The sequence below is a fragment of the Streptomyces sp. B21-083 genome (assembly GCF_036898825.1).
In the GTDB taxonomy this organism is placed as follows: domain Bacteria; phylum Actinomycetota; class Actinomycetes; order Streptomycetales; family Streptomycetaceae; genus Streptomyces.
In genome coordinates this window covers 668,467-691,095 of the sequence record NZ_JARUND010000001.1, presented here as the reverse complement: position 1 = coordinate 691,095, position 22,629 = coordinate 668,467, and the positions used below count along the sequence as shown (strand labels likewise).

17 protein-coding genes are annotated in these 22,629 nt (G+C 72.2%); 5 read left to right on the top strand and 12 right to left on the bottom strand.

Annotated elements, in window-relative coordinates; all coding sequences use genetic code 11:
- Positions 1-45 precede the first annotated feature (45 nt).
- Complete coding sequence (locus QA861_RS03135; protein ID WP_334586638.1) at positions 46-438, top strand: PPOX class F420-dependent oxidoreductase; 393 nt, start codon at positions 46-48, stop codon at positions 436-438.
- A 56-nt stretch (positions 439-494) separates the two neighbouring features.
- Here QA861_RS03135 and QA861_RS03130 read toward each other — a convergent pair whose 3' ends face one another.
- The 7 genes from QA861_RS03130 to QA861_RS03100 form a co-directional block, all read right to left on the bottom strand.
- Positions 495-3,284 (bottom strand): hypothetical protein, encoded by a 2,790-nt coding sequence (locus QA861_RS03130; RefSeq protein WP_334586637.1) that lies wholly within the window; start codon positions 3,282-3,284, stop codon positions 495-497.
- Positions 3,285-3,466: 182 nt separating this feature from the next.
- Complete coding sequence (locus QA861_RS03125) at positions 3,467-3,847, bottom strand: Zn-ribbon domain-containing OB-fold protein (protein WP_334590436.1); 381 nt, start codon at positions 3,845-3,847, stop codon at positions 3,467-3,469.
- A 138-nt stretch (positions 3,848-3,985) separates the two neighbouring features.
- Positions 3,986-4,693, bottom strand: a complete 708-nt coding sequence (locus tag QA861_RS03120) for a TetR family transcriptional regulator (protein WP_334590435.1) — start codon at positions 4,691-4,693, stop codon at positions 3,986-3,988.
- Positions 4,694-4,827: 134 nt separating this feature from the next.
- On the bottom strand, positions 4,828-6,528 hold the full coding sequence (locus QA861_RS03115; RefSeq protein WP_334586636.1) for an amidohydrolase: 1,701 nt from the start codon (positions 6,526-6,528) through the stop codon (positions 4,828-4,830).
- Positions 6,529-6,649: 121 nt separating this feature from the next.
- Complete coding sequence (locus QA861_RS03110) at positions 6,650-7,630, bottom strand: ABC transporter permease (protein WP_334586635.1); 981 nt, start codon at positions 7,628-7,630, stop codon at positions 6,650-6,652.
- Positions 7,627-9,309, bottom strand: coding sequence for a sugar ABC transporter ATP-binding protein (locus QA861_RS03105; protein ID WP_334586634.1), 1,683 nt, complete (start codon positions 9,307-9,309; stop codon positions 7,627-7,629). Before QA861_RS03105 ends, QA861_RS03110 begins: the two co-directional genes overlap by 4 nt.
- Before the next feature lie 9 nt (positions 9,310-9,318).
- The gene (locus QA861_RS03100; protein ID WP_334586633.1) at positions 9,319-10,356 is read right to left on the bottom strand and encodes a sugar ABC transporter substrate-binding protein; all 1,038 of its coding nucleotides are present in this window, start codon (positions 10,354-10,356) and stop codon (positions 9,319-9,321) included.
- A 609-nt stretch (positions 10,357-10,965) separates the two neighbouring features.
- Between QA861_RS03100 and QA861_RS03095 the strand changes: the two genes are divergently transcribed.
- Together QA861_RS03095 and QA861_RS03090 are read left to right on the top strand one after the other, a co-directional pair.
- Positions 10,966-11,994, top strand: a complete 1,029-nt coding sequence (locus QA861_RS03095; protein ID WP_334586632.1) for a LuxR C-terminal-related transcriptional regulator — start codon at positions 10,966-10,968, stop codon at positions 11,992-11,994.
- 147 nt (positions 11,995-12,141) lie between these two features.
- Positions 12,142-12,894: a peptidoglycan-binding domain-containing protein gene (locus tag QA861_RS03090; protein ID WP_334586631.1), complete on the top strand. Its 753-nt coding sequence runs from the start codon at positions 12,142-12,144 to the stop codon at positions 12,892-12,894.
- 27 nt (positions 12,895-12,921) lie between these two features.
- Here QA861_RS03090 and QA861_RS03085 read toward each other — a convergent pair whose 3' ends face one another.
- The 5 genes from QA861_RS03085 to QA861_RS03065 all read right to left on the bottom strand — a co-directional run bounded on the left by QA861_RS03085 (position 12,922) and on the right by QA861_RS03065 (position 19,511).
- Positions 12,922-13,311 (bottom strand): hypothetical protein, encoded by a 390-nt coding sequence (locus QA861_RS03085; RefSeq protein WP_334586630.1) that lies wholly within the window; start codon positions 13,309-13,311, stop codon positions 12,922-12,924.
- Between the two features lie 304 nt (positions 13,312-13,615).
- Positions 13,616-14,539, bottom strand: a complete 924-nt coding sequence (locus tag QA861_RS03080) for a MurR/RpiR family transcriptional regulator (protein WP_334586629.1) — start codon at positions 14,537-14,539, stop codon at positions 13,616-13,618.
- 47 nt (positions 14,540-14,586) lie between these two features.
- Positions 14,587-16,350, bottom strand: a complete 1,764-nt coding sequence (locus QA861_RS03075; protein WP_334586628.1) for an ArnT family glycosyltransferase — start codon at positions 16,348-16,350, stop codon at positions 14,587-14,589.
- 98 nt (positions 16,351-16,448) lie between these two features.
- Entirely contained in the window at positions 16,449-18,386 is a 1,938-nt protein-coding gene (locus QA861_RS03070; protein ID WP_334586627.1) for a phosphatase PAP2 family protein, read from the bottom strand.
- Positions 18,387-18,602: 216 nt separating this feature from the next.
- A complete protein-coding gene (locus tag QA861_RS03065) occupies positions 18,603-19,511 on the bottom strand; it encodes an N-acetylglucosamine kinase (protein WP_334586626.1) in 909 nt (302 codons plus the stop codon).
- A 330-nt stretch (positions 19,512-19,841) separates the two neighbouring features.
- Here QA861_RS03065 and QA861_RS03060 point away from each other — a divergent pair, with 330 nt between their 5' ends.
- Together QA861_RS03060 and QA861_RS03055 are read left to right on the top strand one after the other, a co-directional pair.
- Positions 19,842-20,984 (top strand): ROK family transcriptional regulator, encoded by a 1,143-nt coding sequence (locus QA861_RS03060; RefSeq protein ID WP_443041434.1) that lies wholly within the window; start codon positions 19,842-19,844, stop codon positions 20,982-20,984.
- Positions 20,985-21,261: 277 nt separating this feature from the next.
- Complete coding sequence (locus QA861_RS03055) at positions 21,262-22,584, top strand: extracellular solute-binding protein (protein WP_334586624.1); 1,323 nt, start codon at positions 21,262-21,264, stop codon at positions 22,582-22,584.
- Positions 22,585-22,629: the final 45 nt, after the last annotated feature.

Here is a 22,629-nt window from a genome sequence, read left to right as displayed (position 1 = left end):
GGGCGCCGGGCGGCAGTTGAGGTCCCGGCGCCTAGACTCGCGTCCATGGACGACACCAGCACCCTGGACCGGCTCGGCGCGGGCAAATACCTGCTGATCACCAGCTTCCGCAAGAACGGCACGTCCGTCGCCACCCCGGTCTGGGTGGTGCGGGACGGGGACGCTCTCGGAGCCTGGTCGGTGACGGACTCCTGGAAGGTGAAGCGGATCCGCAAGCGGGCCGACGTCCTTGTCGGCCCCTGCGATGTCCGCGGCAATCCGACCGGCGACCAGGTCCCCGGTACCGCCGAGATCCTCGACCAGTCCGGGACCGACGCCTACCGGCGGCTCCTCGCCCGCAAGTACGGCGTGCTGGGCCGCCTCACCCTCATGGGCAGCCGGCTGCGGCGCGGCAGGACGGGCACGGTCGGGATCCGGATCACTCTCGTGAACAGCTGAGGGTGGGACCGCACCCCGCAGGGGCAGCGGTCCCACCCTCACTCACTGACGCACCTCTACGAGGCGTCGAGCACGGTGCCCGTGAACTCGGGCCCGGGGATCGGCTCTCCCGTCTCCTCGTCGTAGTCGGCCAGCCGCAGCCGCACCGACTCCTCCGGCTCGGCCACCGTGTCCGCGACCGTCGGCAGGTTCACGTCGGCGGTCAACTGACCCGGCTGGACTGCCGCGTAAAGGTAGAGTCCGTCGATCGTGGACAACGGCCGTTCCGGCAGCGGTGATTCACCGGTGGCGTCCATCAGCCATGCAGGGTCGACGTCCTTGGTGGACAGTTCCGCGCCGCCGGTGACCGGCACCACCTTGAGGTAGGCGTACATATCGGCGCGGGAAGGCGCCGACAGTGTCGCGCGCCAGGTCAGCGGCCGGCCCTCGGTGACCCGGTCCGCGACCGGGGTGATGGTGACCGTGGGCGCGGGATCGTCGTTCTCGACGATCACCCCACCGCTGTACGAGCCGATGACCGCACCGCGCACCGCCTTCACGAACACGCTGCGCTGGACGTCGTAGTCGTACAGGGTGTCGCCCTTCACCGTCACCGGCACGTCGATGCTCTGCTCGCCGGGGCGCACCGTGACCAGCCGGCTCGTCATCGTGTCCGTCCCGGGGTTCTGGGCGTAGAGGCGGACCGTGCCGCCTCCCTGCCCGGTGATCCGGACCGGAACCCGGTAGGTCCGGGTGCCGGAGTCGCCCTCCTTGACGGTCAGCTGTCCGAGGTCGACGCGCGGCAGCGCGGCCGGGCGCACCGCGGGTGTGCCGGGGCGCCAGCCCCACGTGTCGATCAGCCAGGCCTGTCCCGCACGGCTGCGCGGAGTCAGCTCCACGCTCCTCACCTTGCGTAGATCGACCCCGGCGCGAGCGGCGGCGGACAGCGGTACGCGGACCTCCCGCGCCCAGTACGAAGCCGTCCGGTTGCTGCCGGGCAGTCCGTCCACGCGGACCCGGCCGAGCGTGGCGCGCTTGCCCGCGGTGTCGGTGACGGACACGTCCAGTTGCGTCCCGGTGGTGTTCGGGGGCACGACGACGCGCAGGGCGAGGGCCTTGGCGTCGCCGAGGGACACCGGACGCCCGGGTGTCACCCGTACCGCGGTACCCGGCTGTGACCACTTGACGGCGACCGCCCGGCGGCCGACCTCCCGCTCCGTCGCCCAGCTCGCGAAGTGCGGGGACTGGCCGGCGTCCGGGGCCAGACACCTGACCGAAGGACGGTCGTCCACCGCCGAGCACAGTCGTCCGCCGCCGCCCTGCACGGTCACCGCGCCGTCCGGCAGGATGCCGGCCGAGCGGTTTCCGCCCACCGCGTGCGTGAGGACGCGCGCCGGATCGGCGGACGGCGCCCGCAGGCCGGAGCCGTCGAGCAGCGGACGGACCCGGTCGTCGCCGGCGACGAACAGCCGGGCCGCCGCCGCGACGTAGGAGGCGCCCGCCTTGTGCTGCTGGTCGGGGGTCAGCCGGGTCCTGGTGCCCACGTCGCACACCGGGTCCCGGTCGTTCGGGTCCGAGTAGAAGTCGTCGTCCGCCGGTGCCTGCGCCTGCCCCGGCGTCCACTCGGTGTTGAAGTAGTTGTGGTTGGCGCCGATCACGTAGACCGCGCTGTGCAGGGCGGCGCCGCGGCTGATCCCGCGGGTGCCGTCCAAGGCCAACTCGCCCTGGAGATCCGACACATCGCCGTCGCAGCCGGGCAGGATCGTCATCGACGGCACATCGGCGACCGGGTTCTGACCGAAGATCGTCGGACCGATGAGGACGGTGCCCCGGATGTTCCAGCGCACCGGGCCGGGGGCCCCGTCCTGGTCGGCCGGCGGCCGGTACAGGCTGTCCATGGCGGCGCGATTGACGCCCTCGCCGCCCCGCGAGTGGCCGACCAGCAGCACTCGTGAGAGGTCGGCGGCCGGGGCGGTCCGTACGATCGTCGGTGCCGAGGGCCGGTTCGTGGTCCAGCCCGCCCAGCGGGCGAGGTGCTGCCGGACGAGCGAGGAGCGGGCCTGGGCTCCGGCGTCCTCAAGGTCCGAGTCCTGGGCGTTGATGCCGTTCGCGGAGATCGACACCGTCACATAGCCCTGGGACGCCAGGAGTTTCTGGTCGCGAAGATATCCCCGGTAGCTCGGTATCTGCTTCTCCCCGGCCGGGCAGGGCCACGCGCCGTCGACATCGGTGCTGCCGGGCTTGTAACAGGTGGAGTGACGTCCGTGCAGGAACAGGGCGAGAGGCCTGCGGCCGGTGGCCCCGGTCGGGGCGACCACCACGGCCTTCATCTCCACCGGCACGGGCATCCCGGGCAGTTTCACCGAGTCGAGCGTGTACTCGCCCGAGACCGTACGGTACGAGCCCGGCTTGCCGGGGTCCACGGGATTGGCCGGCGCCGCGGCGGGCGGCGCGACAGCGGCGCGGCGCCCGTCCGGGACCGCCGCGAGTCCCGCCACGTCCAACCGGCGCCCACCGGCGTGTACTTGCAGGTCCTCGACGGCCTTGGTCCCCTTGAGGCCGCTGAGCTTCTGAGCCTCTTCCAGCGGAAGCCGGAACGTCCGGCCGTCCTGCCCCGCCGTCGGCCGGCCGAGCAGCCGCTCGCCCGCGTAGAACTCGACGCGCGCGTCACCCATCGGCAATGGTCTGCCGGAGCGCCAGACGAGCTGCCGTTCCGCACCGTCACCGGTGAACGTCCAGTCAGAGGGCAGCTGTCGGGCCGTCACCTCGGAGCTGGTCGGCTGCTGCGCCTGCGCCCATCCTGGCGATCCTCCCACCACGGCGATTACCGCCGCAGCGGTGACCCATATTCGCCCGGCACGTAGCAATGCTCTCTCCTCCTGGCCCTTGGTCAGGAGCCCCCGGATCTCCGACGGCCCCTCTCGCCTCGAAGGACGGGCTCAGGGACCTGTGGGTTGCCTGTGAAGGAGAGACAATGGAGGTGCGTACTGCGGGCGTTGGCGATGCGGGACGGGTAGATGCCTTCAGCGCAACGGTTGGTGACGAAGCGTCAGATCCAGGCCCGGTACGGCTCGTCCAGCAGCTGGAACACCGGTTCGCCGCGCACCGGGTCCTTCGCCATGGCCAGCCGGACCCGGTCCCCGCCGTGGATGCCGATGGCGGGGCCCATCACCCGGCCGCGTACGACGAAGCCCTCGGTCATCTCGACCAGTGACACATTGCGTGCGGCCGGGGTGTTCCGGTTGACCACCGTGGCGTGCCGGACCGTGCCCGTGCCCTCGCTGCGCTCCATGCGCAGGTCGCTGCCCGCGCAGACCGGGCACAGCAGCCGGTGGTACATCGCGGTGGCGCACCAGCCGCAGCGCTGGAAGACCAGGGTGTTCGTGTCGGCCGGGGCGTCGAGCAGGCCGGTGGCGGAGCCTGCGCCCATCGGACGCGTGGCGCCTGGTGAGTGGTACACGGTGTCTCCCTGCGCTCGGCCTGAATCCGAAGTGCGCGGTTCGCCGTGCCACCGTGCACGGCTTCAGGGTATGGCACTCAGTGTCATGCGTAAAGGCACTGCGTACCCTCAATTTTCGCGTGGGGTTTCCAGCAAGGACTCGATCTCCTGAACGACCCGCCACATCGGCGCCCCGCGCCGCGAGACGACGACCACCACGTCCTCGGAGCCGGAGCCGGAGCCGGGCCCGGGGCGGGGCTCGTCCTGTTCGGGGGGCGCGGGCGGGGCGCCGAACGCAGACTTCACATAGTCCAGGGCGTGGTCGACGGCCGTGGTCGCGTCGCCGTGTCCGTCCGAGCGCAGCCAGGAGCGCAGCGCGTTGTTGTGGGCCGCGACGACGGCCGCCGCGATCACGTCGGCCTGGAGCGTCCCGTCGGGCCGGCCGGCGAAACGCTCACGCAGATACGCGGCCAGGGCGCGCTCGTACCGCCAGACCACCGACAGTTCGGAGGCGCGCAGCCCGGGGACCTTCTTGGTGAGCCGGTAGCGCTGGACGGAGAAGGCCGGGTTCTCGGCGTACATGAGCAGCACCATGCGGGCGGCGGCGCACACCCGCCCGACCGGTTCCGCGTCCCCGGGGCTGTCGGCCAGGTAGGCCGTCATGTCGGCCAGGCACCGCTCGTGGTCGGGGAAGACCACGTCCTCCTTGGACGGGAAGTAGCGGAAGAACGACCGCCGCCCGACGCCGGCCAGCGCCACGATGTCGTCCACGGTGGTCTGCTCGTAGCCCCGCTCCAGAAACAGCTGGAAGGCCGCCGCGACCAGGGCGTCCCGCATGGGCGGTTTGGTCATGGTCGGGAAACTAGCATCCGATCGAGGCTGATGGCACTCAGTGCGCTCCTTATGGGGAACTGAGTGCCCTCCCCCCCCCATCGGTCGGTTGCCGAATCATCAGCCGCCCGGCGGAGGGGTCAGCCCCGCTCGAAGACCACCCGTCCGTCGAACACCGTGAGGTCCACCTCGACCCCGGTGATGTCGTGCGGGTCAAGACCGAGCAGGGGGCGGTCCAGGACGCACAGGTCCGCGACCGAGCCCGGCTCGATGGTGCCCTTCCAGTCGTCCGCGAAGTCCTGCCAAGCCGGGGTGGCCGTGTAGGCGCGGAGAGCCTCGGCGAGCGTCACGCACTGCTCGGGGCCGCTGGGCCGGCCGCTGGCCTTCGACTCGCGCAGCAGCATCGCGGCCACCCCCTGACGCCAGTCCGGCCTGGTGATCGGCGCGTCGGAACTCGCGCACACCCGCACCCCGGCCTCGATCGCCGACCGCACCGGCCACTGGTACGCCGACCGGGCGGGTCCCACGACCTCGTCCATCAGGTCGGAGATGGTCCACTTGATGGCGGGGTTCATGTTGACCCCGTATCCGTGCGCCGCCAGTTTCGCCAGGCTGTCGGGGCCGATGAAGTCGCCGTGGATGACGTAGTGCCGGGCGTCGGCGCGGGGTGCGGCGGTCTCGGCGTCGAGGAACGCGTCGACGACGGTGTCGATCGCCCGGTCGCCCGTGACGTGTACGCCGAGCTGGAATCCGGCCTCGTGCGCGACCCGGATCATCTCGCGCAACTCGTCCACCTGCAGCGCTGGTGTCGATCCGTGCACGCACAGCGCGCCGTGACCGCCCTCGGGATACGGGTCGTTCATCCAGGCCGTACGGTTCGGCGGCACCCCGTCGGCGAAGATCTTGACGCCGATGGCGTTGAGGAGCCGGGGGTCGGCCGACTCCGGCCGGCGCAGTTCGGCGAGGCCCTTGCGTACGTCGTCGGCGGAGCCGCCCATCGGCGCGGGCAGGAGCAGCACGCTGATCCGGGCGTCCAGCTCACCTTCCGCGGCCAGTTCCGCGTACGCCGTCCAGTTGTCGGTGCTCAGTCCGCCGAAGAAGGTCCCGGCACCGCCCGGCCCGAGACCCGGCTCGGTGTAGCTGGTGATCCCGCGCGAGTGCAGCTCCCGGACGACCCCCTGGATGGCCCGGCGGCGCTCGGCGACGGTGGGGGAGGGGAGGCCGGCCTGCACGAGTCCCTGGGCGGCCTCGCGCAGGATGCCGGTGGGCTGCCCGTCCGCGCCGAGGTCGATGACACCGCCGCCCGGCGCCGTACTGTCCGCGTCGATCCCGCACGCACGCAGCGCCGCGGTGTTGAGCCACGCCATGTGGGAGGAGAAGTCGGTCAGACAGACCGGGTGGTCCGGCGCGACCGAGTCCAGATCCTCGCGGTGTGGGAACCGCCGTGGGTCGGCGAGGCACTCCGCCAGATATCCGGGGTCCCAGCCCAGCCCGACCACCCACGCACCGGGCGGCGCCTCCCGCACCGCCCGCCGCACGACCCCGGCGATGTCGGCGATCGATCCGACGGTCGGATGGCCGACGTCGATGGCGAAGGGCGGCTTCGTCATACCGTAGGCGGCCCCGTGCAGATGCGAGTCGTTGATGCCGGGCAGGACCGTACGTCCGTCCAGTTCGACGACGCGGGTGTCCGGGCCGGCGAGCGGGCGCACCTCGGCGTCGGTCCCGACGGCGACGATGTCCCGGCCGCGCACGGCGACGCCTTCCGCCACGGTGAAGTCGCCGTCGACGGTGAGGACCTGACCACCGGTCAGGATCAGGGTGGGAGCGCTGTCGCTCACGCGGAAACCTCTTTCACGGAGTTCACAGGGGTCGCAGTGTTCGTGGCGTTCACAGTGTTGATGGAGTTCGCGGCCCCAATGGTGTTGACCGCGTTCACAGCCGACAGGTCGGTAGGAGGGTTCACCGGGCCGCCCGGGGCGCGAAGTGGGCGAGCGCGGCGCCCGCCACCAGAGCGGTCCCCTGCGCCATCTGCTGCCAGAAGGTGGGCACGTCGAGCAGTGTCAGGCCGTTCTGCAGGCTGCCGAGGAACAGCACGCCCAGCAGCACGCCGAGGACCGACCCCGAACCACCGCTCAGCGCGACCCCGCCCAGCAGTACGGCGGTCAGCACGGTCAGCTCGAACCCGGCTCCCGAGGTCCCGCCGACCGCGCTGTCCAGCACGGACGCCTTGATGGCCCCGGCGAGCGCGGCGGCCACCCCGGTGACGACGAAGAGCGCGAAAGGCGTACGCCGGATGCTGATGCCGGACAGATACGCGGCCTCCCGGTTGACGCCGATCGCGAAGACGTGCCGCCCGGCCGGCGTGAGCGCCAGGAACAGGGCGCCCGCGACCAGTACGACCGCCGCGATGACGACCGGCGCCGCGATCCCGGCGATCCGCGACCCGCCGAGCCACGCGAACCCGGCGCCGAACCCGCTGAGCGGCAACGGGAAGAGCTGCTGCGCGAGCCCGCGTACGGCGGTCAGCATGCCCAGCGTCACGATGAACGCCGACAGCCCGAAGTAGCAGCACAGCACGCCGTTCACGGCACCGACCGCGGCCCCGGCGGCCAGGCCGCCCAGCACGGCGACGACCGGTGACTGCCCCTGACCGGCCAGCCGGCCGGCGACCAGTCCGCCGAGGGCGAGCGTCGAACCGACGGACAGATCGAGATACCCGCTGATCACCAGCAGCGCGAGCGGCACGGCGACGATGGCGAGGGTCGCCGCGTCGGTGGCGATCCCGCGCAGATTGGCCGGGTCGAGGAAACTCCCCGTGGACACCTGGAACACCAGCACCATCACGGCCAGCACCAGGATCAGTGGATGCCGTCGCACGGTGCCGAGACCGCCTACGGCGAGGGCGCGCGGGCGCACGAGGACGGAGTCGGCGGTGGTCATACTGCTCCTTCGGCGGGGGCGGACCGCTGGTGCGCGGGAGTGGCGTCCGGGCTGTCCGGGCTGCCCGAGTGGTCGGTGAAATCGACGAGGCCGGCGGAGGCGTCGTGCACGGCCGACAGCAGGGCCTCCTCGGTGAGTTCGGTTCCGGACAGTTCACCCACGACCCGGCCGCCGGCGACGACGAGGCAGCGGTCGGCGAGCGCGACGATCTCCTCCGGGTCACTGGACGCGAACAGCACGGCTGTGCCCCGGTCGGCGGCGAGTGAGCGCACGACCTGGTAGATCTCCTGCCGGGCCCCTACGTCGACGCCCTGGGTCGGCTCGTCGAGGAGCAGCACGCGGACGTCCCGGGAATCGTTGATCCACCGGCCGAGGACCAGTTTCTGCTGGTTGCCGCCGGAGAACGAGGCCGCGGGCAGCCGGGGCCGCACCGGGCGCAGGCCCACCGCCCCGGCCAGCGCGTCGAACACCCGCCGCTCGGCGCCGAGTGCCCGTACGCCGTACCGGGCAAGGGGGCGCACCGCCGGAAGCAGCGCGTTGTCCCGGGCGCTCAGCGCCGGGAACAGTCCCTGTCTGCGCCGGTCCGCCGGTACGAGGGCGATGCCGGCGGCCAGCGCGTCGCCGGGCCGGAGGGCCCTGACGGTACGGTCACCGACCCGCACGGTGCCGCCGGACGCGCGGCGCCTGCCGTACAGCGTCTCCAGGACGCGCGTACGACCGGAACCGATGAGCCCGTACAGGCCGACGCGTTCACCGCTGCCCACGGTGAGGGTGACGGGTCCGAAGCCGGGGCCGCACAGGCCCTCCAGTTCCAGGACTCCGTCGGGGGAGCCCACACCCCGCGCCACTGGAGAGGCGGGGGAGTTGGTGGCGCGGGGTGTGGTGTCTGTGGTGGAACGGTGATCGGGACCGGGGGAATCGGTGCCGAGCGGCCGACGCTCGGCAGGCGGGCCGGGCGGCCTTCCGGCGATGGCGGCGACCAGTTCCCGTCGGCGCTGTCCGGCGCCCACCGCGTGATGGGTGACCCGGCCGTCGCGCAGGACGGTGACCGCGTCCGCGAGCCGTTCGACCTCCGCCAGCAGATGGGTGACGTAGACGATGGCCAGTCCCTGGGCGCGCAGATCCTCGACCCGCTCCGCGAGGGCGTCGCTCTCGGCGGCGGACAGGGCGGCGGTCGGCTCGTCGAGGACCAGGACCGACGCGCTGCGGCTGAGCGCCTTGGCGATCTCCACCAACTGGCGCTGCCCCATGGGGAGTTCGCCGACCCGGTCGCGCGGTGAGCAGGTCGCCGCCACCCGTTCCAGGAGCCCGGCGGCGACCTCGTCCTGGGCGCGGCGGTCGATCCGGCCGTACCGGGTCCACTCCTGGCCGAGGAAGATGTTCTCGGCGACGGTGAGCGCGTCGACCACGCTCAGCGTCTGGAAGATGATCGCCACACCCGCGGTGATCGACTCGCGCGGGCTCAGCCGCTCGTACGCCCGTCCGCCGACCTCGATCGTGCCCGCGTCCGGCGGGAACGCGCCGCCGAGGCACTTGATGAGGGTGGACTTGCCGGCGCCGTTGTGGCCGAGCAAGGCGTGGACCTGTCCCATCGGCACGGTCAGGTCCACGCCGTCCAGGGCCCGGACCCCGCCGAAGGACTTGGTCAGTCCGCGGATCCGGAGACTCGGCTCGGTCATGACGGCCCCCTAGCCGTTCTGGGCGAGCAGGGCGTCGATCTTCGCCGTGTCCCGGGGGCCGACGAGCGCGATCGGTACCTCCACACCGGGGTCGGCCTTGCCCGCCGCGACCGCGAGGGGGACGTCGACGATGGCGTTCGCGATGTCCTGCGGGGCGAGGGCGGCGGAGGCGCGGTAGAAGGTGCCCTGTTTGATCGCGAGGAGTGAGGGCGCCGCTCCGTCCTGCCCGCCGACGAACGTCTTCGCGTCGTCCTTCGCCCGCCCGGTCTGCTCCAGCGCCTTGTAGCCGCCGTACGCCGCCGCGTCCGTGACCCCGAGGACCAGATTGAGGTCGGGGTGCTTGGCCAGGATGGCCTTCGTCTTGCTCAGGCCCGTGTCGGGGTCGATGGCCTGCTCCTGGGAGACCACGTCGACGCCGGGCGCCAGTCTGGTGAAGGCGTCGACCATGCCCTTGGTGCGTTCGCGGCCCAGTTCGATCGTGCTGTCGGTGAGGAAGGCGATCTTGCCCTTGCCGCCGAGGTTCTCCAGCGCCCACTTGGCCGCCGCCTCGCCGAGCAGCGTGCCGCCCTCCCGGAAGCTGAACCGGATGTCGGCGCTCTGGTGCTCCAGTGTGCCGCCGTACGTCACCCAGATCAGGCCCGCGTCCAGCGCGGCCTCGGCCATCGGCTCGGCGGCCTCGAACACCATCGGGAACGACACGATCGCGGGAGTCCTGCGGGCGACCCAGGTGGTGAGGTTGGTCGCCTGGGTGTCGGCGCTGCTGCCGTCGCTCGTCGTCAGCAGAGAGACTCCGTGCTTCTTCGCTGCGGCCGTGGAAAGCTTCACCAGCGTTGCGTAGAGCGGGAGTTGGGTGAACGGATAGTCCAGGCCGATCTTCGTCAGGGGCTCACCGGACCCCTTGCCGCCCGCGGCGGCTTTCCGCCCCGACGACGCCGTGGCGCTGCCGGGTGCCGAACAGCCGGCGGCGGCGAGGGCGAGGGCCGTGCCGGACCAGGCGAGGAACTGTCTGCGCGAGGCCGCGGAGCCGGCGAACGGGGATGAGGTCATGGCGGTGCTCTCCCAGGGGATGTGCCCGTCGGGAACGGGCTGCGAGGGGTGTGGCAAGAGGCTCGTGACGCCGCCGGTCGTGAAGACCGGCCGTGCCGAACAGAAAAGCCCCCCGCGCCCCGCCGCACCATCCGTACAAATACCGACCCTGTCCCGACCCCACCTCGAGCGCGCCCCGACCCCACCCCGCCCCCGCCCCGACCCCACCCCGCCCCCGCCCCCGACCCGCCCCGACCGACCCCGCCCCCGTCCCGAGCGCGCCCCTACCCGCCCCGACCGACTCCGCCCCGACCGACCCCGCCCCCGTCCCGAGCGCGCCCCTACCCGCCCCGACCGACCCCGCCCCCGTCCCGAGCGCGCCCCTACCCGCCCCGACCGACCCCGCCCCCGTCCCGAGCGCGCCCCTACCCACCTCGGCCCACCCCGGCCCCCGTCCCGAGCGCGCCCCCACCCCGAGGGCGCCCCGGCCGTCCATCCACCCCCTGGTCCGCCGGAACCGATCCGGTCGCGTCCGGGCGAACGTCTTGTCCGGGACGAGGCGCGGCCCTAGCGTTAGGGGCCAAACGACTTCGCTGCTGGATGACTCCCGGGCAGCTCCCGGAGGCGCGCATGCTCAGCCACCACCAGATCGCGGCCGCCACCCGCATCGGCATGCTCACACGCGAGCGCGACACCGTTGCGGCGTGCTCCCAGGCTCTGGACGAACTCCGCCGCGCCCTGCCGCTCGACATGGCGACTCTGCTGACCATCGACCCGCTGACAGGCGAGCACCTCCAGCTCGCCGGCATCGGCTACACCGCCGAGATGTCGCAGACACTGGCCGCCGAGTTCGTCGACACCCCCTGGTACCGCAACGTCGTCCGCCAGGACATGCCGCCCTCCATCTCCGAGGACGCAGACGACCCCGGGCAGCGCTTCCGCCACGGCTGGTTCTACGCAGACCGGGTCCGCCCGGCAGGCGTGCGCGACGCCATGACCGGAGCACTCCGGCACGACGGACGCCTCGTCGGCCTCATCACGCTCTCCACCCGCGACGCGGACGCCTACGACACCGAGGCCCGCCGGCTCCTCGCCTCCGTCATCCCCGCGCTCGGCGCACTCGCCGACCCGACGGCCCACACCGGCGACCTGCACGGACTGCCGGCCGAGGGCGCGGCGAGCCTCGTCGCCGAGGGCGGGAGCGTCGACCTGCCGGGACGGGAGCGCGCCCGGGTGGCGGCGGACGAGGAGTTCCGTCCCCTGCTGCGCGCCTTCGCCCGGACAGGCGGCCGGCGGCTGCGACTGCTGTGGCCGCTCGACGGCACCTGGTACCGCGTCTCCCTGTACCGGCACAGCTCGGCCCCGGGTCCGGCGGGCCCGGCGGAGGCGGTGCTGATCCACGAGACGCCGACCGAACTGCCGTACGGGCTCAGCCCACGCGAGTTGGAAGTGCTCACGCGCGCCGCCACCGGGCAGACAAACCAGGCCATCGCGCAGGCACTGTTCCTGTCCCCGCGGACCGTGCACAGCCACATCGAGCATCTGCTCCGCAAGACCGGCGCCGCCTCCCGCGCCGAGGCCACCGCCCTCGCGGTCCGTGACGGCCTGCTGCGCCCCACCCCGGACCATCTGGACCACTTCGTCGAGCGCGGCGTCTGAGCCGGGGCGGCGACGGACACCGGCCTTTCCCCAACCTCGGCCCGCCGCACTGAACCCGGCGGCTTCTGACCGCGTATCACTTCACGGAGCCGACGGCATCGCCGTACGCGGCCCGTGTGGAGTCCGTACGCAGGGAAGGGGTGCAGAGTGTCGACACCGCCCGCACCGGGCCGGCCGGAAGGCCGCCGGCCCCTGGAGCCGACGCGAGTGGTGCGCCGCCGCCGTACCGAGGCGCTGGCGCAGCTCATGCGAGAGCACGAGGAGGCGATGGCCGAAATGCCGGAGGGCTACGAGGCCGTCCCGCTGCCCCGGCCCGCGCCCGACGTGGAGGAGGCGACGGAGCAATTGCCCCCGGTCGCCCACCGCGGACGCGCCGAACGGAGGGAACAGCGGGGACGGAGGGGGCAGACCCGTCAGACCCGTCAGACGGGTCAGCGGGAGCAGAGGGGCCGGCGGGAACGGGTCGGCAGTGGCTTCGGGTTCGGGCCGAACCTGCGCCGGGCCGCCGTCGCGGTCGCTGTCGGCGCGGCGGCTCTGGTCGGCTTCGGTTCGGCCCTGCTGCTCCCGGGCAGCGCCGAGGGCGAGGAGGTCCGGCCGGCACCTTCGGTCACGCCGACCGGCACGCCGTCCGCCCCCGTCCCGTCCGCCCCCGTCGCGGCGGACCCGGACGGCGCGGGCACCCTCCGCGAGGGGGACAGCGGTCCCGAGGTGACCGACCTCCAGCAGCGGCTGTCGCGCATTCCGGACGTCTACGACCACGGTGCCACCAGCGGCAGCTACGACACCACCCTCACCGAGGCAGTGGCCCGTTTCCAGCTCTGGTACGGCATCCGCGGCGACGAGACGGGCGTCTACGGGGACGACACCCGCAAGGACCTGGAGTCACGTACAGGGTCCTGAGCACCCGGAGGCAGACAGGCGGGCGGCTCAGCGGGCGGCGTGGGTGTCGACCAGGGCCTGGGTGACCGCGCGGATGCTGCGGGCGATGTGCTGGAGCTGGAGCACCTCGGCGGCGTACATCTTGATCGTGTGCTCGATGACCGACTCGCTCAGCCCGAGGCCGGGCAGGTCGGCGCGGGCCGTCTGGAGGGCGGTGCGGGCGACCCGGATCTCGTGCTGGACCTGGATGTGCGCGTGCCGTGCCAGCAGCACGGGGTGGCGGATCAGTGTGGGGTAGCCCGCGTAGCGCGTCGGCACCAGCTCGCGCAGCCACTTGACTGCTGAGCGTTCCCAGTCGTAGCTGCCGGGGATCTTGACCTGACAGGGCCAGTCCGGACCGGTACGTGTGGTCATCGTGGACGTCATGGGCATGGTCATCGCTCCGGGAGTGCGGCGTCGGCAGGGTGGTGCGACGGGATTCAGCGGCCCCGGCCTAGGGGATGGCCGGGGCCGCAACGGGCGTTCGCGGAGGCGGCACCCGTCCGGACACCCGCGGCGCCGACGCGGGTAGGAGACGGCGGCAGCGGGTGTGCAGGGCATGGAACGTGTTTCGGAGTCCCACCGGGACACGATCCGTGAGCAGTATTTATATATGCCGTCCGGTTTGCAAGAAGTATGAAAAAATTCATGCACAAAACGGGATGAACACCCATACGCCCGGACGAGGGCACAGTCGGCCGGTTCAGTCCCGGAGGAAGAACTGATGCTGGTCGGCGCTCTGTTCGTACTCCTCCAGGCGCCCCTGGGTCCGCTCCGGATCGGCGTCCGTCATGGCCTGGAGCAGTGCGGCCGAGAGCACCGCGGGCCCGGCATACGAGTCGAACACCAGTCGGGACCCGGTGCCGGTGGCGAAGGCGATGTCGGCCTCGTCGGCCAGCGGGCCGAGGGCCAGGTCGGTGATCAGGGCCACCCGCAGCCCGGCCCGCCGCGCGACCTGCACCGCGGTGAGCGTCTCCTGTGCGTGCCGGGGCATCGAGAAGGCCAGTACCCAGGTGCCCCCGGCACCCCGCGACTGCAGGAGCGCGTCGTAGGCGACACTGCCGCCCCGGGTCACCAGTCGGACGTCGGGGTGGATACGGCGGGCGGCGTAGGCGAAGTACTCCGCCAGCGACCCGGAGATGCGCAGGCCGAGCACGGTGAGCGGAGTCGAGCGGGACAGGTTCCGGCCGACCTCGATCACCCGGTCGGGGTCGGCGAAGTCCCGCCGCAGGTTCTCCAGGTTCGCGATCTCGGCGTCCACGGCGGCCTGGAGCTCGTTGCTCCGGTTCTCCTCCGCGGTGCCCGGCACGCTCGCGAGGGTGCTGAGCGCGATGGCCTGGAGCCTCTCGCGCAGCGCGGGATAACCGCTGAAGCCGACGGCCGCCGCGAACCGGGTCACGGACGGCTGGCTCACGCCGACCCGGTCCGCCAGATCGGTGATCGACAGGAACGCGGCCTCGGTGATGTGTTCGATCAGATACTGCGCGATGCGCCGCTGCCCGGGAGAGAGCCGGGGCCCGTCGAACAGGTCCCGCAGCCGGGAGGTCGGGGCCGCTTCCACCTCGGGGGCCGTCTTCCCCGAGGTGATCGCGGATGCCTGGGCGCGTGCCTGCTGCGGCGATGGCACCGATGTGCCTCGTTCGTCTCCCACAGCGACTCAACATAGCTCACCGTTCACCGGTGGAAGATCGTGATCGAGTGGCCGACCTCGTCGACCTCGTGGCTGCTGTGGATCAGCCGCGCCAGTGGCCCCCGCGCCTTGGCGACCGACGAGTCGGACACCACCAGCAGCCCGCGCACCTTCCGTTCGGGCTGCCGGCGCGGATCGGACGCGTGGATCCCGTAGAAGGCCGGCACCCCGCTGCCCTTGTAGACCAGCCAGACCCGCTGACCCGCGTACCGGCCCCGCAGCCGGTCCGCGAGCCGCCCAAGGTCCTGACCCCAGTCGACGTTGGAGTCGTGCAGCCACTCGTGCGTCTTCGCCGTTCCCCCGAACGCCTCGTTGGCGTACGGCAGATAGAAGGGGAACGTCCGCAGCGAACTGACCGCCACGAACGCCAGCAGCCCGGCCGCCGCGAGGGGCACCCATCGCCGCCGCAGCGCGAGCGCACCGACCGCCGCCACCGCCCCGAACATCGGCACGAAGATGGCGTACCGCACCCCGAAGTTCCGCTGCCCGTCCATGGCCGCGGCCAGCAACACGGCCGTGGGAAGCAGCAAGTAGGGTGCGACAGGCCGTAGTTGACGTACTGTCAAAAACGCCGCCGTACCCGCCGCCCACAGTGCCAGCATGCCGAGCGGTGTCTTCACCAGCAGCGCGGCCGGCAGGTAGTACCAGAGGGAACCCTCGTAGTGCCGCCCGAAGAGGAAGCCCTCCCACCGCGCGTTCTCCAGACCGAACTGCATGCGCAACCCGTCGCGGTAGGCCTCGGGGAAGGGCAGCAGACCGGCCAGTCGCCCCCGCAACCCGGGCACGGCCGGGACCTCGCCGGAGACCGGAGCCCAGTGCAGCAGGGGATCGACGGCGAGATACGACGCCCATACGACGGCCACCGCGACCAGGGCCGTCACGGCCGCGCCCGCGCCGGCCCGCGCGAGCAGCTTCAGCCGCGCTCGCGGGACCGCTGCGCGCCGGGTGCGCCACACCGACAGGCCGGCCAGCAGGAGCAGCACGGGGACGGCGGCGAGGGTGTTCATCTTCGTGGCCACGGCCGCCCCGAGAGCCGCTCCGGCGAGCGGGAGATACAGGCGCGGCCGGCGCCGCGCTCGCCACAGCAGCCACACCGACGTCAGCACGAACCCGGCCGCCGGTACGTCGAGGGTGGCCAGCGAGCCGTGCGCGACGACGTCCGGCGAGAACGTGTACAGGGTGAGCGCCACCAACCCGCCCGCCGCACCGGCGAGTTCACGGCCGAAGGTGAACACCACCAGCCCGAAGAGCAGCGTCAGCGCGATCACCGGCAGCCGCGCCCACAGCATCAGCCGCCAGGGGTCGTTGCCGGACTCGTAGAGCAGATGGCGGCCCACGCCGCTCTGGTCGCCGGCGTAGCCCCGGTCGAAGTGCGGGTCTGCCGCGGCCACCCCGGCGGCGATGAGCAGCTTGCCCAGCGGCGGGTGTTCGGGGTTGAGGCGCAGGCTGTGCTCGTGGAGGTAGACGGCCGCCGTGCCGACGTACACGGGCTCGTCGATGGTGGGTGTCTGCTCGACCGCCGTGGTGACCATCGCCACGGCCATCTGGAGGAGCAGGACGGCGACGGCGAGCGGGACCAGCAGGCGCCGGTGACGTCTCAGCCGGGCGAGGGGCCGCGCCCGTCCGGTCGGGGCCGCCGACGCGGCGACAGCGGCACCGGGGAGCACCTCCGGAGCCCCGGAGCCGGCCGGCCTTCCCGCGTCGGGGGAAGGCCGGGGGTCGAGAGCCGTGTGCCGATCGCGCGTCATCGTCCGCCCCGCGGCGACGCCGACCGCGCGGTGGCGGGAGTGATCCGGAGCCGGGCCATGGCCCCACTCTCGCACCGGCTCCCGCCCCGCGGCGTGCGCTACCGCTTCAGAAGCCGTACCGACAGACCCTTTGCCGTATAGACGGGTACGGCACGGATCTTGTCCGAGTTCACCACGACACGGTCGAAGTGGCCCCTGAGTGCCGCGGCGCCGATGACGGGAACGACGCTGCCCACGGCAGGCGGGTTCTTGGCGTCGAGGGTCAGCGACAGAACGCTGCCCTTCTCCAGGAGTACGCGCCGGCCCACCGTCACGACCTCCTTGTGACGGTCCTTGCGCAGCGTGACCGCCAGCGTCGCCGACTGCTGGGTGTACGCGCCGTGCAGCTGCACCGGCTCGGTCACCCGCAGCGTCCCGCCCTGTACCCGGACATCGCCGTGGCCCAGCGCGTGGGACGAGGCCGAGACCAGCACTCCGGCCTTGAGGTCCGTCCCGCCCGTGTAGCTGTTCTGCCCGGTCAGCGTCAGCGTGCCGGTGCCCGTCTTGGTCAGCCCGCCCCGGCCGTCGATGTCGTTGCGCCAGGCGTCGGCCGCGCCGAAGCCGTGCGCCGCCGTGTCGAGCTTGACCGTCACGTCGGACTCGAAGGAGCCGTATCCGTCCGCCGCGGCGGCCAGGTTGAGCCGCCCCCACTGCTCGAAGCCGTCGAGCATGACGTAACCGGAGGGCAGAGCGGTCGTGCGCAGCACCGCCCGGCGCTGGTCCGCGCTCAGGTAGGGGAGGCGCGTCTCCAGCAGCACCTCGGCGCCCTTCGGGACGGTCAGCGGCGTCGAGCGGCCCTGCCGGGGAAGGACGTACGTCAGCTTGGGCGTGACCAGGGCGAGATTCGCGGCCCGGTCGGCGTACTTGTCGTGGGCGTCGGAGTGCGCGTAGGCGAACAGCGTGTCGGCCGTCGTGCCCGTCTTGGCCTGGAAGTACTCGGCGGCCTGCTTGCGGGCGGCGGCCTTGAGCGCGGTGTTCTCCGGCTTGTACAGCACGGCGGCGGCCAGCGCCGTGGCCATGATCCGCCCGCCGATGACGTCGACGGTGGAGTGCATGCCGGACATGATCCGGGTGTGGCTCAGCTCGAAGGCACGGGTCACGATCTCCTGGAAACGCTCCGGGACCGCGTACGCGTACGCCAGGGCCGCCAGGTGGAAGGCGTTGGTGTGGCCGCTGGGGAAACCGCCGTCCTCGGCCGGGACGTCGCTGCGCTGCCGCAGCAGCTGCGTCACGACGACGACATCGGAGTCGTAGACCGGGAACCCGAGCCCGTCGGTCGTTCCGGTGTCGACGACCTCGCTGTTCTCGTTCATCCGCCACGGCCGCGGGTACTGGAAGCTGAACTTGGCGGGGTTGCTGGAGGTGAAGTCGCCGCGCACGGTGTCGACGAGCTTGGCCACCTGGCCGAGGTCCGAGTCGTACGAGCCGGCGCCCAGCGCGGACCCCGCGGGGGCGTCGGCGGGGACGGCGTCGTTGATCTTGGCGGCCGGAACGCCGTGGGGGGCGGACGTGATCGAGGTGACCGCCTTGGCGCCCGAGCGGTACAGGTCGGCCAGCGGGCCGAGCCCGCCGATGATGGCGTAGCTCTGGTGCTGACGGTCGTAGACGAACGCCTCCCTCGCCTGCTCCTCCGTGCGCCCGTGGGTGAGGCGGATGGAGTAGCGCATGTTGGCGCGCAGGATCTCGGGCCGCAGCGGCGTGCCCGTGTTCCACGCGGCGCCGGTCTTCCACACCTTGGCGAAGCCGCCGAGCGCGCGGATCACCGCGTTGGTCTCGGCCGTCGCGTTGGCGACGATGTTCGTGCTGTAGTCGTCGACGAACGCGAGAGGCGCGGTGGCGGCCTTCGCGTCGGCCGCGGCCAGCCAGCTGACGGCGGTCGGCGCGGCGAGCAAGCCCGCCGACGCGCCGAGGGAGGTACGAAGGAACCCGCGTCTGTCGACGGCGAGTTCACGGCCACGGGCCGACGGGGTGGCGCGGTGCCCGGCTGCTGACGGCATGCGATGCCTCTCTTGAGTTCTTCGGCCCTGCGGCCGGGTGACGACGTGCGGACGGCGGTGTCCCAGGTACGCATGGGGCACATGGGGTGTACGAGGCCTGCGTGTTGTGTGTTTCCGGAGGAGGAAGCACACGGGGTGGGTCGTACGAGCGAAGATCTACGGCCAGGGCATGTACCGATGCCCATGGTTCGGCGACCGCGAGACGGCCGCGAACTGTCATACGAGTGAACGAGCCAGCTCCACGGCCCCTTCGACCGGCGGCACCCTCAACGGCTGTAGCCGGGCGCCGGGAACGAGTTGGGCAAGTGACGCCAACAGCGCCTCGTGCAGGGCTGGTTGAGCGAGCACAGTACCGCCCGCGATGACGACGTCGTCGACCGGGACACCGCGCGCGGCGAGTCGGGCGACGAGCGCGGCGAGTGACCGGCCCCCGTCGGTGACGACCGTACCGGCGAGTGACGAGCCCGCCTCGGCGGCGGCGAACACGACCGGCGCGTGCCGGCCCCAGCCGGCCGAGGGAGAAGTGGCGGCCTCCAGTGCCCCACCGAGCGCGGGCACGTCGGGCACCCCGAACGCGGCGAGGAGGCCCTCGGCGAGTTCGTCGGGTTCCTCGCCCCGGTCGTGCGCCGCCCACACCGCGCGGACGGCCTCGCGGACCAGACCGGCGGAGCCGCCCTCGTCGCCGAGGAGCGCGCCCCAGCCGCCGACCTGCACGAGGGTGCCGTCCTCGCGGCGGCCCACCGCGACGGAACCGGTGCCGGCGACCAGGCCGGCGCCCCGGTCCAGACCGGCGGCGGGCACGAGCAGTTCGGCGTCGCCGACGACGGACGCGGGCGCGTCGAAGTGGGGACGCAGGGCGCTGCGGATCTGGGCGCACTGGCGGGGTGTCTCGCAGGCGTGTGCGCCCACGGCGACGGCGGACGGGCGCGCGCCCGTGGGCAGGGCGCCGGTGACCAGTTCGGCCAGCCAGCCGGCGGCGGCCACGGGGTCGTGCGGCTGCCAGCCGCTGCTGGGGCGGACGTGATCGGCGATCAGATCGTCCCCGGCGTAGGCGCGCAGATGCGTCTTGGTGCCGCCCACGTCGATGCCCACGACGAGCGGGCGCGGGAAGGGGGAGTCCTGCACGGATCCTCTTTCGTCGTTGCGCTGTGGCTGCGACGGTGGGCGAACCGTGCCGGGAGCAGGGAAAACCTGCCGTACGGAAGCTGTGCGGAAGAGCTTAGGGAAGCCCCGGGACGGGCCTCTGGGCGGACACGGCAGGCGAGTACCGTGACATTCGTTAGGAAGTTAACTAACGAAGTACAGTGCGTGTCAAGAGGTATCGCGCACTCGACCGAGATGGCGGCCCGACGGGCCGGAACGAGGCGGGAAACCGCGATACCAAGGCATCCCGTCGCCGCATCCCCACGACATCGAGCTACCGGGGGAGCGCGGCCCTCGACCTGGGGGAGAACTGTGGAACACGAAGTGGCGAAGGCCCCCCGCCTGACCGAGAGCGCGAGCGCGGTGTTCGCCGTGCTGGCCGGGGCGGGCACGGCCACCCGGCCGCAACTCGCGACTCTGGCGGGCCTGTCGAAGCCGACCGTGTCCTCAGCCGTGGCCGAGCTGGAGAGCGCCCGGCTCGCCGCCCACTCCGGCATCGCCTCCGGCGGCACGGGCCGCTCCGCCGCCGTGTACGGACTCGGCCCTGCGGCCGGCTCCGTACTCGCCGTCGACCTCGGTCCCGCCCTGACCCGGGTGCGCGGCTGCGCCCTGGACGGCACCCTGCTCGCCGAGGCCACCGGCTCCCGCGACCAGGCCGCCGACGTGGTGCGCGAAGCGCTGTGCGCGCTCCCCGCCGACGCGCCGCTGCGCACCATCGTGGTGGCCGTCGGTGACGTCACCGCACGCGCCGAGGAGGGCACCGCGCGTCCGGCGACCGCCAAGGCGGGGCCCGTCTTCGACGCGGTGGCCGTGGCGCTGCCGCCCGGGGTGCCCGTCCACCTGGAGAACAACGTCAACTGCGCCGCGCTCGCCGAGCTGCACGAGGGCGCGGCGCGTGGCCGGCACACCTTCGGCTATCTGCGGATCGGTGTCGGTATCGGTCTGGGCATCGTCGTGGGGGGCCAGGTGCTCGCCGGTGCCAACGGGGCGGCCGGAGAGCTCGCCCGGCTGCCCTACCCCTGGGACGACGCCCTGGAGCCCCGCCGTGAGGCCCTGGAGGAGTACATCGGCGCCCGCTCCCTGCTGCGCCGGGCCGCCGAGGTCTGGCCGGAATCCGACGTTTCATGTCCTCGTACCGCCGAACGGCTGTTCGCGCTGGCCGGGCATGGCAGCGCCCCCGCCCGCGCGATCGTTGAACGGCACGCCGTGGACGTGGGCCGGCTGGCCGCCGCCGTGACCGCCGTACTCGACCCAGGGCTGCTCGTCCTGAGCGGCAGCACCGGAGCGTTCCCGCAGCTCCTGCCCGGTGTGCGGGCCGAGCTGGAGCGGCTGAGCTGGCCCACCGAAGTGGTCAGCAGTCAGATCGGTGATCTCGGCACCGTCGTGGGCGCCGCCCGGCTCGCGGTCGCCAGAGGAGTCCAAACCGTGACCCAGGCGGCGCGGGCGAAGGATTGACGGGTTCGGACTCGGTCTGCCAATGTCCGGACAAGCGCTTTCTAAGTCGGCCGGGACGCCGACTTGGGGTGAGCCTCCCGCCCGTACTCGACGTACGGCAACCGCACGAGGGCGTGCCCGTGCGGTGACGGCCAGGACGGCCGGGGATCCCGCCCCGCGTGGACGACGCGGCCGGGCGAGGCCGCGCCCCCCGAAAGTGACCTTTCCTGCAAAATGCACCCGTGCCGCCTCAGTCGGCGCCGTGCTCCGTCTCCTACGACGAAACAAGGGATCGAAGATGACCACTGTGGGTGTACGGCGCTCTCGCCGACTCGGCCGTGGCGGCATGCGCCGCGTGGCTCCCCTCGCCGCCGCTGCCACGGCAGGCGCCCTGCTGCTCTCCGCCTGTGGCGGGGGCGGCGACTCGGGCGGCAGCTCCAAGGCCCTGACGTTCTGGATCTCCACGGTTCCGGGTCAGGACGCGGGCTGGAAGAAGATGGTGGCGCAGTACAAGAAGGAGACGGGCGTCGACGTCAAGCTCGTCAACCTCCCGTACGACGGCTACACGACGAAACTGCACAACGCCGCGCAGGCGAACTCCCTGCCCGACGTGGCGGCCGTGCCGGCGCTGGACCCGATCTGGTCGAGCAAGCTGCTCGACCTCAGCTCCATCGCCAACAAGAAGAGCAACAACATCAACGCCAACTTCCTGGCGAAGGACTCGTCCGGGAAGGTGCTGTCCATCCCCTCGGACGTCACCGCGTCCGGCATGTTCATCAACAAGTCGCTCTTCGAGAAGGCCGGCGTCTCCTTCCCGACCTCGCCCGACAAGACCTGGACCTGGACCGACTTCATCAAGGCGGCCAACGAGGTCCGCGAGAAGACCAAGGCCAAGTACTCCCTGACCTTCGACCAGTCGCCGTCCCGGCTCCGCGCCATGGTGTACGAGATGGGCGGCCAGTACGTCCACGCGGACGACTCCGGCAAGTTCTCGGTGGACGAGGCGACCAAGAAGGCCGTGAACACCTTCGTCGGCTGGAACGACGACAAGACCATGCCGAAGTCGGTGTGGACCAGCGGCGCCGACCCGTCCGCCATGTTCCAGAGCGGTGACGTCGTCGCCTACTGGTCCGGCGTGTGGCAGGTTCCCGCCTTCGCGGAGAGCATCAAGAAGTTCGAGTGGGCGAGCGTCCCGACCCCCGCCCAGCCGGTGCAGGCCAGTGACGTCAACAGCGGCGGCATGACGGTGGGCTTCAACAACAACGGCGACGCGGCCACCGCCGCGACGAAGTTCCTGTCCTGGCTGTACGAGCCGGCCCACTACCAGGCGCTGTGCGAGGCGTCCGGGTTCCTGCCGGTCGAGAGCGGTCTGACCCCGAAGTACCCCTTCAAGTCGGAGGCGGCACAGGCGGCGTTCAAGCTGTACAACGAGTCGATCCCGCTCTACGCCCCGATCTCCGGCTACTTCAGCGGCGCGCAGACCAACTGGGTGCTGAAGGGCAAGAGCCTCACCGAGGACCCGACCAAGACGGAGCTCGGCAAGGCGATCAACGGCCAGCAGTCGGCCGACAAGGCCCTGGAGAACATCGTGGCCGGCTACAACCAGCAGGTCGGCGGCTGATCGTAGGCCGGTGGGCCGGGTGGCGGTGCCCAGACGACGCCGCCC

Coding starts and splice junctions, on each gene's coding strand:
- QA861_RS03125 (WP_334590436.1), bottom strand. CDS start 3,847: ATGGGCGCAGGCTCCGCCACCGGCCTGCTCGACGCCCCGGCCGACACG.
- QA861_RS03070 (WP_334586627.1), bottom strand. CDS start 18,386: ATGCCGTCAGCAGCCGGGCACCGCGCCACCCCGTCGGCCCGTGGCCGT.
- QA861_RS03095 (WP_334586632.1), top strand. CDS start 10,966: ATGCTCAGCCACCACCAGATCGCGGCCGCCACCCGCATCGGCATGCTC.
- QA861_RS03085 (WP_334586630.1), bottom strand. CDS start 13,311: ATGACCATGCCCATGACGTCCACGATGACCACACGTACCGGTCCGGAC.
- QA861_RS03100 (WP_334586633.1), bottom strand. CDS start 10,356: ATGACCTCATCCCCGTTCGCCGGCTCCGCGGCCTCGCGCAGACAGTTC.
- QA861_RS03105 (WP_334586634.1), bottom strand. CDS start 9,309: ATGACCGAGCCGAGTCTCCGGATCCGCGGACTGACCAAGTCCTTCGGC.
- QA861_RS03120 (WP_334590435.1), bottom strand. CDS start 4,693: ATGCGGGACGCCCTGGTCGCGGCGGCCTTCCAGCTGTTTCTGGAGCGG.
- QA861_RS03075 (WP_334586628.1), bottom strand. CDS start 16,350: ATGACGCGCGATCGGCACACGGCTCTCGACCCCCGGCCTTCCCCCGAC.
- QA861_RS03055 (WP_334586624.1), top strand. CDS start 21,262: ATGACCACTGTGGGTGTACGGCGCTCTCGCCGACTCGGCCGTGGCGGC.
- QA861_RS03135 (WP_334586638.1), top strand. CDS start 46: ATGGACGACACCAGCACCCTGGACCGGCTCGGCGCGGGCAAATACCTG.
- QA861_RS03110 (WP_334586635.1), bottom strand. CDS start 7,630: ATGACCACCGCCGACTCCGTCCTCGTGCGCCCGCGCGCCCTCGCCGTA.